General features: G+C 37.9%; 11 protein-coding genes. 3 read left to right on the forward strand and 8 right to left on the reverse strand.

What is annotated here, in order from left to right; all coding sequences use genetic code 11:
• Positions 1–69 precede the first annotated feature (69 nt).
• A complete protein-coding gene (locus EL101_RS08145; protein WP_096597836.1) occupies positions 70–642 on the reverse strand; it encodes a hypothetical protein in 573 nt (190 codons plus the stop codon).
• Positions 632–1066 (reverse strand): Panacea domain-containing protein, encoded by a 435-nt coding sequence (locus EL101_RS08150; protein WP_096597838.1) that lies wholly within the window; start codon positions 1064–1066, stop codon positions 632–634. Before EL101_RS08150 ends, EL101_RS08145 begins: the two co-directional genes overlap by 11 nt.
• Positions 1067–1499: 433 nt before the next feature.
• Between EL101_RS08150 and EL101_RS08155 the strand changes: the two genes are divergently transcribed.
• The 3 genes from EL101_RS08155 to hfq are packed head-to-tail and all read left to right on the forward strand — an operon-like array spanning position 1500 to position 3595.
• Entirely contained in the window at positions 1500–2453 is a 954-nt protein-coding gene (locus EL101_RS08155; protein WP_096597840.1) for an alpha/beta hydrolase, read from the forward strand.
• A complete protein-coding gene (gene miaA, locus EL101_RS08160) occupies positions 2440–3396 on the forward strand; it encodes a tRNA (adenosine(37)-N6)-dimethylallyltransferase MiaA (RefSeq protein ID WP_096597842.1) in 957 nt (318 codons plus the stop codon). Before EL101_RS08155 ends, miaA begins: the two co-directional genes overlap by 14 nt.
• Positions 3389–3595 carry an RNA chaperone Hfq gene (gene hfq / locus EL101_RS08165; RefSeq protein ID WP_096597844.1) on the forward strand — a complete coding sequence of 69 codons (207 nt, stop codon included), beginning with the start codon at positions 3389–3391 and terminating at the stop codon, positions 3593–3595. The genes miaA and hfq overlap by 8 nt, the downstream gene beginning before the upstream one ends.
• Positions 3596–3885: 290 nt before the next feature.
• On the opposite strand, the gene EL101_RS08170 is transcribed toward hfq, so the two are convergent.
• The 6 genes from EL101_RS08170 to mutL all read right to left on the reverse strand — a co-directional run bounded on the left by EL101_RS08170 (position 3886) and on the right by mutL (position 12079).
• Positions 3886–5556 (reverse strand): glycerol-3-phosphate dehydrogenase/oxidase, encoded by a 1671-nt coding sequence (locus EL101_RS08170; RefSeq protein WP_096597846.1) that lies wholly within the window; start codon positions 5554–5556, stop codon positions 3886–3888.
• A gap of 126 nt (positions 5557–5682) precedes the next feature.
• A complete protein-coding gene (gene glpK / locus EL101_RS08175) occupies positions 5683–7185 on the reverse strand; it encodes a glycerol kinase GlpK (protein ID WP_096597848.1) in 1503 nt (500 codons plus the stop codon).
• Between the two features lie 295 nt (positions 7186–7480).
• Entirely contained in the window at positions 7481–8296 is an 816-nt protein-coding gene (locus EL101_RS08180; RefSeq protein ID WP_096597850.1) for an MIP/aquaporin family protein, read from the reverse strand.
• Between the two features lie 241 nt (positions 8297–8537).
• Positions 8538–9566 (reverse strand): S66 family peptidase, encoded by a 1029-nt coding sequence (locus EL101_RS08185; protein WP_096597852.1) that lies wholly within the window; start codon positions 9564–9566, stop codon positions 8538–8540.
• A gap of 27 nt (positions 9567–9593) precedes the next feature.
• Positions 9594–10127 carry a glycerol-3-phosphate responsive antiterminator gene (locus tag EL101_RS08190; protein WP_096540880.1) on the reverse strand — a complete coding sequence of 178 codons (534 nt, stop codon included), beginning with the start codon at positions 10125–10127 and terminating at the stop codon, positions 9594–9596.
• An 11-nt stretch (positions 10128–10138) separates the two neighbouring features.
• On the reverse strand, positions 10139–12079 hold the full coding sequence (gene mutL, locus EL101_RS08195; protein WP_096597854.1) for a DNA mismatch repair endonuclease MutL: 1941 nt from the start codon (positions 12077–12079) through the stop codon (positions 10139–10141).
• Between the last annotated feature and the right edge of the window lie 8 nt (positions 12080–12087).

The following is a 12087-nucleotide window of genomic DNA, read 5'->3' on the forward strand; positions in this document are numbered from 1 at the left end:
ACTGACACTCCTATAAATTGATTTCTTTTATTATACATGAAATTCCTATCAATTTACCGTGTCCGTTTCTTAGTCTAGCATCAGTAAACTTAAAGAATCTATTTCCTTTTTTTGCTTTTCGTATAATCCTCGCTTTTGAGAAATTGCTAAATTAATATGTTCTATTAGTTTATGAATTACAATAATACTTGATTTATCTTCTTCTGTTATTTTCTCAATATCAATAATCTCATCTGTATCCCATGAAAGTTTATCCAATGAAAGTGCACCTTCTATGTATGGTGCACTTTCATTTTCCAATCCAGTTTCAACTCTATAAGTTGTGATTAAATGTTTGTTTACTTTTGATTGAATAACGGTAACAAAATCTGTTTCTTGTTCTTGGTCTTTTTCAAATGAGACATCCATAGAAAATATAATATCCGTCAATGAAGAATAAGGAATAAATTGTGGTTCTATATTTTTACATATCTTTTGAAGACGAGCTACATCAAATTGTTCTGCTTTATAACTATCTGGGTTATCTGTATAAGCTTTATACTCAGATTTAAATATTCTATCTATTTCTAATTTGCTTTTATTAAAGTCAATTCTCCATTCATCTTTTAGGGATTTTATGCTTATCAACTTTTTATGCTCCATTAAACGCTTCCTCAATATCAGAAAATCTATAAGTTGGTCTCATATTACAGTTTCTGATTTCATGTTCATGTTTTTTCCAGAATTCATGTTTATGACTAATTTCTACAAGTTTAAATGGATCTACTTCAATTAAAACATCTATAATATGATTGACTTTCTGATTATTTAATTCTTTTGCTAATTTACCTTCATCTTCTATTGGTCTATTTTTATACACTTTATATTGTGAATATACACTTGGTACAACTGGCCCATATAACCATGCTTGCATTTCACCTTGTTCAAATAAATTTTTAGCAATATCTCTATTATCTTCTATCATAAATCCTAAAGTAAAATACATAATTTTTTGAATCTGTAAGTTCGTGACCGGACTTCCAATTTCATTTGCTCTGTATAAAATATGTTCTGCTAGTATTTTCAAAGTGCTCCCTCCTTAGTCCAATATTAGTCATCCCAAGTCTTTATTTCCCTTCTCTCAGTCAATATATTATCTATCTTTTCAATCCATATTGTCAATTTTTTTATTACTACTTACGAAGGTTTATAGACACCTTTTTAGAGTTCAAACACACCTGAAACAACCTTTAAAGGAATAACTCTTTATACATGAAATTCAATTCGCATTTATTATGTAAGATTAATCAACTACAAATTCAAAATTTATATTGCACTAATATCATACCTATATCAGCACGTATACACTAAATAGACCCCATTTCTTATGACACTTCCATTATATTGTATATTATTATTTCGTTTATGAAGTTAAATATTGCAATTGTGTTTTAGTGTGTTTCAAACTGAGAGATGTGGTAAAGTTGAAGTAAGTGATTTGAACTTGAGAGGTGAAAAAAATGGTAAAATCAGAAGCTATGAAAATTGCAGTGACTGATGGGACGGTGATTGAAGCGAGAGTGGATCGGGCTGATTTTGAAGCGGTAGGTATCGTACATATTTTTCACGGTATGGCAGAACATATGGATCGCTATGTGGCATTAGTTGAAAAGTTAAACCAGCAAGGCTATCACGTCATTCGTCACAATCATCGGGGGCATGGCTGTGATGTCGATGGTATTCGCGGTCATTTTGATTCAATGGCACAAGTCGTTCAAGATGCTTTTGAAATTCAAAGTACGTTGAAAGCCCAATTCAACCCTCATTTACCTCTAATTTTAATTGGACATTCAATGGGCTCTATCATTGCACGACAATTTGTACAAACGTATCCACAAGCCGTACAAGGTCTTATTTTAAGTGGTACAGGCTACTTTCCGACATGGTATTATATTGTCAACTTACCTTTACTGAAAATCATTACGCTCGTCTGTGGTAAGAAGCGTCGAATGAACTGGCTCAATCATATGACGACTGGCCGTTTTAATAAAAATTTCAAACCGACACGTACGACGAGTGATTGGCTCAGTTCTGATAAGGCAGAAGTCGATCATTTCATTCAAGATCCACACACTGGCTTTCTTGTTTCCAACCAACTCATTTTCAGTGTGCTTCAAACGATGATGCGGACATCACGTGTGAAAAATATTGCGCATATGAATCTTGAATTGCCTATTTTACTCATTTCAGGCAAAGATGATCCGTTTGGCGCAAATGGGAAAGGGATTCGTCGTTTCGGCAAAATTTTAAAAAGAGGCGGTATCCATCATATTACGGTACAACTTTACAAAAATAAAAGACATGAAGTTTTATTTGAAAAAGATAAAGAAACCGTATGGCGACATATGTTAGACTGGATGAGTCGACAAATTATTAAAAAGCAAAAAGTAGGTGAACGGGGTGTCACAAAATAAACCCTTTATCGTTGCCATTGTAGGTCCAACCGCCAGTGGCAAAACAGAACTCGGTGTCGCACTCGCTAAGGCTATCGATGGTGAAGTGATTAGCGGCGACTCAATGCAAGTTTATCAAGGCATGGATATCGGAACGGCTAAAGTAACTCCGGATGAAATGGACGGTATCCCCCACCATCTCATTGATATTTTAAAACCAGATGAAACATATTCAGCATATGATTTTCAACAACAAGCACAACAGTTAATCACGGGCATTACAGCGCGTGGTAAAGTGCCAATCATTGTAGGTGGCACAGGGTTGTACATTCAGTCCGTGATTTACGATTATCAGTTTGATGATGAAACCATTTCGCCTGAAACTGAACAGCGTGTTGCCCAACAAATGGCAGAATTGAAATCATACACAAATGAAGCATTACATGATTATCTGGGCACTTTTGATCCAAATTCACAACGCGAAATCCATCCGAATAATCGCAAAAGAGTCGAACGTGCCATCTCATATTACTTAAGTACAAAAAAAGTTTTAAGTAATCGCAAGAAAAGCACCCAATTGACTGAAAATTATGATACATTATTAGTAGGGATGGAAATGTCGCGTGACACCTTATATTCTAGAATAAATAGTCGCGTAGATATGATGTTGTCTCATGGTTTATTGGATGAAGTGCAAGAACTTATTGAATTAGGTTATGAATCGTGTCAAAGTATGCAAGCGATCGGTTATAAAGAAATGATACCGGTAATTAAAAATGAAATGCCATTAGATGAAGCGATCTCGTTATTGAAACAGCATTCTCGTAATTACGCAAAAAGACAAATGACTTGGTTTACAAATAAACTTAATGTTCATTGGTTAGATAGAGAGAAGATGTCACTTACTTCAATGTTATCTGAGCTTAAACCCCTAATAAATAAAAGGAGAAATGAACATGATTGAGAAACGTAACATTCAAGATGAGTACCTAGAAAAATTTAAAGGTGAGGGTAAAGAACTGACGGTATTTTTAACGAATGGTTTCCAATTACGCGGTACAATTGTTGATTTTGACCAATATGTAATTGATATACTCTCTCAGGGGCGTCATCATTTAATTTACAAACATGCGATTAGTACGTTTTTAGAAGGTACTAACTAAAACATGTTAATCGAAGTGGAGGAGGCTTGGTTCACGATGTGTAATTGATGTGAGGCCATCAGTTTACATAGTTTTGATGCATCAAGCACAAATTAGGGAGAGGTGTACAAGCCTACTCCACTTCAACTTTTCATTCATTTCTTCACTCGTATAGGGAAGTCATTACTATCTTAAGAGTATTCAATATAGGGCAACGGTTGGTGTATGACACATCGACCGTTTTCTTTTGTTTTTAGAGAAAAAAGCGCCTGAGATACCCCACCTCAGACGCTTTTTTATTTGATCTTCAATTATTTTTCAGCTGGTTGATGTTGACCGTGTCTTGCTTCTTGGATTGCTTCTTCTAGTTCATGTTTGTAGACAGCTTTAACGTTGGCATCGTAACCTAGTAAGTCAGCCAATACATCAACAACAGTATCTTTATGACGAAGTACTGTATCGATATCGAAGTATAATGCACCGATACGACGTACTAAGAAGTCAGTTGGTTTAACGACTAATTCATTTTGTACACCATAGACTAATTCAACATAAAGTTCTAATGGTAAACCTGTGTTTTGATGTTGTGCTGCTTGTGCAATTGCGAACAAGTCATCTACGTTTGAACCATATTTCGTAGCAAGGCGACGTGCTAAATCTGTATCTAAGTTCATCGCTTTTGCGACTGCAACTTTATCTTCAACGAATTGTTCGAAGTTTGCACTACCACCTACATCACCACCAGAAATTGGGATGTGTTTCGTGTCTACTTCTTTAAATTTTAATTTATATTCTTGTTTAAGGCGTTTTTCAACTAAATCTACAATTTCAAGTGCCATGTGACGGTAACCTGTTAACTTACCACCTGCAATTGTAAGCAAGCCAGATTTACCTTCCCAGATTTCGTCTTTACGTGAAATTTCTGAAGGATCTTTACCTTCTTCAAAAATAAGTGGACGCACACCAGCCCATGTTGATTCGATATCAGCATCTGTAATATGAACAGTTGGGAACATGTAGTTAATCGCATCCACTAAGTAATCACGGTCTTCTTGGTTTACAAGTGGTTTTGATTTATCGTTGTTGTAGAATGTGTCAGTTGTGCCGACATATGCTTTGCCTTCACGTGGAATCGCAAAAATCATGCGACCGTCTTTTTCTGTATCAAAGTATACCGCTTGACGTAATGGGAATTTAGATTGGTCGATAACAACGTGAACCCCTTTAGTTAAACGTAATTGTTTGTTGTTTTTAGAGTAGTCTGCACTGCGCACTTCGTCTACCCAAGGACCTGTTGCGTTAACGACTTTTTTACCTTTAATTTCGAATTTTTCGTTACCAAGACGATCCACGACAGCAACACCGTTTACTTTTTCTTTATTGTCGTATAAGAAGTTTGTCACTTTCGCGTAGTTCATAATGTCAGCGCCTTGTTCTGCCGCTTTTTTCATGACTTCGATCGTTAAACGTGCATCATCAGTACGGTATTCCACATAGTAACCGCCACCTTTTAAGCCGTCTTGTTTTACAAGTGGTTCTTTAGCAGACGTTTCTTTTTTACTTAACATTTTTTTACGTTCAGATTTTTTAACGCCTGCTAAACGGTCATACATTGCTAAACCGATAGAAGTTGAGAATTTACCGAACGTACCACCTTTATGCATTGGTAATAACATCCATTCTGGTGTCGTTACGTGTGGACCATTTTCATATACAATCGCACGTTCTTTACCTGTTTCAGCTACAACGCCGACTTGTAATTGTTTTAAATAACGAAGCCCACCGTGTACTAATTTTGTTGAACGTGAACTTGTCCCTTGTGCAAAGTCTTGCATTTCCACTAATGCCACTTTCATACCTCTAGCAGTTGCGTCTAAAGCGATACCTGCACCTGTAATGCCGCCCCCGACAACGATCAGGTCATACGCTTCATTTTGCATACGTTTTTTTACCGCATCTCTTTTCAATGTTGATAATCTCATATACTTTCGCCTCCTAAATTCATAAAAAAGAGAGACTCCGCCTACATACTTTCATCAAGTTGTACGAACAAAGTCTCTCACTATCTCGCGTGAAGTTATTAACTTAACTCAAGTATATCACACGGCTTATTCTTCGTCTAATTTAAAAACTTGCGTTGCTTCTACTGCTTTTTTCCAACCTTTGTATAAACGGTTGCTTTCTTTTTGATCCATTTCTGGTTCGAATGATTTTTCTAATTTCCAACGTCTTTGAATTTCAGATTTATCTTTCCAGAAGCCTGTCGCAATACCTGCTAAGTAAGCTGCGCCAAGTGCTGTCGTTTCATTGATTTCTGGACGCTCAACTTCGATGTTTAATAAGTCTGATTGGAACTGCATTAAGAAGTTGTTTTTCACTGCACCACCGTCAACACGTAAACTATTCACTTCGATGCCTGAGTCTTGTGCCATCGCTTCGATAACGTCGCGTGTTTGATAACATAATGATTCTAATGTTGCACGGATAAAGTGTTCTTTTTCAGTACCACGTGTCAAACCGAAAATAGCGCCACGTGCGTCAGAATCCCAATATGGTGTACCTAAACCAACAAATGCTGGTACGACATACACACCTTCAGTTGAATCAACACGTTTGGCATAGTCTTCTGATTGAGGTGCTGAGTTAATCATACGGAGACCATCTCTTAACCATTGAATCGCCGAACCAGATACGAAGATTGATCCTTCAAGCGCATAGTTCACTTTACCATCGATACCGTAAGCAATCGTTGTTAATAAACCGTTACCAGATTTAACCGCTTCTTCACCTGTGTTCATTAACATAAAGCCACCTGTACCATAAGTGTTTTTCACGTCACCACGTTCGAAACATGCTTGACCGAATAACGCTGCTTGTTGGTCACCTGCAATACCAGCAATCGGTACGTTTTGACCGAAGAAGTGATAATCAATCGTTTCACAATAAATTTCACTTGATGGTTTCACTTCAGGTAACATCGCTTTAGGCACATCTAACAATTCAAGTAATTCGTCATCCCATTTCAATTCATGGATGTTGTACATTAACGTACGACTCGCATTAGAATAGTCTGTTACATGCGCACGGCCACCTGATAGTTTCCAAACAAGCCAAGTATCGATTGTACCGAATAAAATTTCGCCTTTTGCAGCTTTTTCACGGGCACCGTCAACTTTGTCAAGAATCCATTTAACTTTAGTACCTGAGAAATAAGGATCAAGTAATAAACCGGTTTTATCTCTAAATGTTTGCTCATGACCTTCTTGTTTTAAAGTGTCACAAATCGGTTGTGTTTGACGAGATTGCCATACGATTGCGTTATAAATCGGACGACCTGTTTCTTTATCCCAAACGACCGTTGTTTCACGTTGGTTGGTAATACCGATCCCTTTAATTTCATTTGCAGATACATTATTTTCAGTCATTACAGACGCCATCACTGATAAGACTGATGACCAAATTTCATTCGCATCATGTTCTACCCAACCTGATTTTGGGAAATGTTGTTTAAATTCACGTTGCGCAACACCAACGATTTCCCCTTCCTCATTAAATAGAATCGCTCTTGAACTTGTTGTACCTTGGTCAATAGATAAGATGTAATTTCCCATAATATTGTCTCCTCTCAACTCTTCATCTCTATGTCATTATTAACTTGTTATATGTCATTCATGATGTGTTTTTCAGTAAAAGTTCTTTATATATTTAGCCGTTTTCAGCCCTACTTTAAACATTCGGCTCTGTGTCCATTGATGACATCATCGCATGCTTCATTTTAACATCTCATCAGGCACACGGATGTTTCTCAATTCGACAAGAATGACCAAGTCCCCATCAATAGTCGAAAAGCGATAGAAACCTCGTCATTCCAATTCTTTCTATATCTTTTTGAAATGTTGTATTGCGTTAAATTTTAGCAATTTCATCTTTAGGTGCTTTTTTATTCATAGCGACACCTAATAACAATGTTAGAACTAAAGCAATCAATGTTACGATTGTCCATACATCGAAAATACCTTTAAATGCTAGGCGATAAAGTACAGTACCTAACATACCACCTACCATTGGGCCAAGAATAGGCACGATTGCATAACCCCAACCGCTACCACCTTTACCTGTGATTGGCAAGATAGCATGTGCAATACGAGGACCTAAGTCACGCGCAGGGTTAATCGCATAACCTGTTGTACCACCTAAACTTAGACCAATTGCAACGATCAACGCACCTACAATAATTGGGTTTAAACCGTCAGTAAATTTATTGGCACCAATGTATAATAAGCCAGAAGTTAATACAGCTGTACCCATAATTTCAGAAATGAAGTTCGCTGTGTAGTTTTTTAAAGCTGGACCTGTTGCGAAAACACCTAATTTTGTCGCTTGATCTTCAGTTACGCGCCAGTGCGGTAAGTACATTAACCAAGTGAGCATGCCCCCGAACACTCCCCCGATTAATTGCGCAATGATATAGCCTGGTACTTGTGCCCAAGCAAAGTCACCGTTCATGGCTAACGCTAATGTTACAGCAGGGTTTAAGTGTGCGCCAGAAATTTGCCCAACAGCATAAACACCGAGCGTTACACCGAGACCCCAACCAATAGCGATAACAATCCAATCAGCGCCATTAGCATTTGTTTTTTTCAAACTCACGTTCGCCACAACACCGCCACCCATGAGTAAGAGCAATGCTGTTCCGAAAAATTCGGCTAAATAGACGTTCATTCTTTTTTCCTCCCTTTAAATAGAAAGAGACTTCAATCCGCATGAAAAAACATTCAAACGCGAGCAGAAGTCTCCTAGTCTCTAGCTAAATATCAACTTGAGATAATATTACAATGGCGTGAAAGCGTTGTCAACATTTAAGACCCTATTAATAAATTTTATCAATATTTTTTATACTGCGACAATGTACTTTCACAATTATTTTCAATTTTGATTTTTAAATAAGGCAACTATTTAAGGTTTAATCTACTACCGCAGCTTCATCAATACTTAACGACAACGCATCTGCTGATAATGTAGCTTGAACACCATAAGGTAGGGTACATTTCGGTTCGTTATGTCCAAAACTTGCATTACCTATAACAGGGCGTGCTTCTTGATGAAACTCTTTCATAATGAGGCGGAGTTTGTCATGATACGCCTCTTGATGGACACCATTTTGAGGACGTCCCAACACTATTCCTGCGACAACATCGTAAATCCCCATTAAGCCGAATGCACGCAATGTTTCCTCAAAACTCATAGGATCCACTTGCACTTCCGACGTTTCCAAAAATAAAATCTTCCCTTTGAACTGATCGAGATTCGGAAAATAAGGGGTGCCTCTCAGTTTATCTAACGAGTCGAAACACCCACCGATGAGCTGGCCTTGCACTGTACCTTGACCGCTAATGTACATATAATCACCGTTAGGCATCTTTTCACGTGCAATATGGCGCTTGTCTTCATCCCAACGCAGACCGAACACGCGCACGGTATCAGAAGTAGAAATAGCACCAATCGGCTGTGTGTCACCTATCACTGCCAGTAAATGATCCACTGTATATGCATCTAATTCTACATTTTCTGCAAAATCGGTGAGTAGTGCTGGTCCGTAAAAAGAGGTAATCCCTAGCTTGTACATGTGTAAATGAAGGGGTGTAATGTCGGAATAACCTATGAATATTTTAGGATATTGACGTATCACTTCATCGTCTAAAAACGGAATAATGCGTACAGACTCATAACCGCCAATTGTACATAAAATCGCTTGTACTTCTGGATCAGCAAATGCCGCTGTAAGTATTTCGGCCCGTTCTTTCGGATGCTCAAAATTCCACGCGATGCCATTTAAACTATTGTCCATCACTTTGACCCGATAACCGAGTGCTTGAATGTTCGCAATCCCTTGTTCCGTCCGCCAACGAATTTGCGGTTCACCGGCCAATCCTGACGACGGTGAAACAATCGCAATCGTGTCCCCTTTTTTTAATTTATGCGGTTTTATCATCACAATTCCCCCTTGTTTAGATAGCTTTTACCATAATGATTTATCGCTTGTCGTAATGTAGGCAGCACCACTATTGACCGCACGTTCAACTTCTTCTGGTGTATTAATTAAGCCGCCTGCGATCACCGATGTCCCCGTTTTTTGATGAATCTCTTGAATCACTTTATCTGCAATGCCCGGCAATACTTCGACATAGTCCGGTTCAATACGCTGAATCAGTTCGATACTGCGCTCCAATGCGTGACTATCAATAATAAACACACGAAAAATTGTTACAACACCTAATGCTTTTGCTTTTTTAATCACCTTTGTTTTTGTCGACACAATACCACGTGGACGATAAGTTTGGATAATATATTCACAAGCATATTCGTCGTGACTCATGCCTTTAATTAAATCGATATGCATAAACGGCTTTAACGCATATTGGCTAATTAATTTCATGATGCCATTGAGATGACCGATATGCGTATCTAGTAGGACACACGTTTCATAATCGGTTTTTAATAATTTTTCTAAATCTTTTGTTGATCGTATCGCTGGTAAAATATGTGGCTTCATGACGTCCTCCTTTATTGAATCCGTTTAAATAACCGCTCTAATTCATAATTCGAAAAATTGATAATGACCGGTCTGCCATGTGGACAAGTGAACGGGTCTTCCATTTCGCCTAATTGATCGATTAAGTCTGCCATTTCGTTAAGTTTAAGGTAGTGATTCGCTTTAATCGATCTTTTGCAACTCATCATAATCGCCGCTTCTTCTCTAAACTTCGCAATGTCGACCTTTTTATGACGAATGACATACTCAATCATATCTTTAATCATTTCTTCAACATTTTCTTGTGGGAACCATACAGGATAACTGTCCACAATGTAATCATGACCGCCGAATGGTTCTAAAAAGATGCCTGCTTCTCGCAACTGGTCAAGATGTTGTTCAATAATCAGTTGCTCATCTTTTGAAAAGTTGAACGTTAATGGAATGAGCAAACTTTGATTTTCATTGTACACTTCACCAATTTTATCTCGATAATATTCATATTTAATCCGCTCTTGTGCCGCATGTTGGTCAATCAAATACATCCCTTCATCATTTTGCGCAATAATATACGTGCCATGAACTTGACCTACCACTTCCATGTATGGCACACGTCGCTTTGGTTTGTCGGATGGCTGCGGATGATTTTGTTGCATTTCAGAAATGTCGGCTTTGTCTGAACTGTCGTCAGTCGAGTTCACTTCATTCGTAGTTGTGGGCGCATGCAACATATCATTTAACAATGCACGTTGACGTTCAGCGTAATCATCGCTTGCTTCTGATGTTGCGGATGTTTCGGCCGTTTCTGACATTTCTGCTGTATGTGTGTACAGAGCGGGTTCGTCGTCAATCGTCATTTCATTGTTTGAAGGCGATATCTCTGTTTGTGCCACTTGTTGTTGATCAAATGCCATTTTTTGTTGTTCAAATTGTTCTAACACTTTTTTCGGCTCATATTTTGATTTTAAATCATTTTTCGGAATCAGCAATTGGTCTTTAAACGCTTCACGAATTTTCGCTACAATTAAATCAAACAACTGATCTTCTTTCGATAACCGTACTTCTAATTTCGTCGGATGCACATTCACATCAACTAAAATTGGATCCATTTCAATATTTAAATAAACAATTGGATAACGGCCAATCATCATCAATGTGTGATAGCCTTCTTGTACCGCTTTATTTAATAAAAAGTTTTTAATATAGCGACCGTTAATAAATAATGAAATGTAGTGACGGTTACTTCTCGAATGTTCCGGTTTTGCGACATAACCTGTTAAATGATAGTCACTCGTATCACCTTCAATACGGATTAAATCACGTGCGACTTTCATGCCATAGATTTCAGCCATCACTTCATTCGTACGTCCTGAACCATTCGTCTGTAAAATCTTCTTCCCATCATTCGACAAGGCAATGCGAATGTCTGGATGACTCATGGCCATACGGTTGACAATATCTGTAATTTTGCCCAGTTCCGTGTATAAACTTTTAATATATTTTAAACGTGCCGGCGTATTATAAAATAACGCATCTACACGAATATCTGTGCCTTTTCGTGCTTTCGCTGGTTTTTCTGACATGATTTCGCCTTCTTCAGCATACACTTCATAACCTGCCACACCGTCTGTAGAAGTTTGTAACGTCACCTTTGCGACAGAAGCAATACTCGCCAGTGCCTCACCACGAAAACCTAACGTACGAATATGAAACAGGTCATCATCTTCTAGTAATTTACTCGTCGCATGTCGATGAAATACAAGACCTAAATCATCTTGTAAAATACCTGAGCCGTTATCGACCACACGAATGGAGGCAACTCCTGATTCCATTACTTCAATATTTATTTCAGTCGCGCCGGCATCAATACTATTTTCTAACAGCTCTTTTACGACAGAACTTGGACGTTCGACCACTTCACCGGCTGCAATTTTATTGGCTAATGAGGTGTGTAACGTTCTAATTTTACCCATAAGCTCTT

This window comes from Staphylococcus delphini, assembly GCF_900636325.1.
Lineage (GTDB): Bacteria > Bacillota > Bacilli > Staphylococcales > Staphylococcaceae > Staphylococcus > Staphylococcus delphini.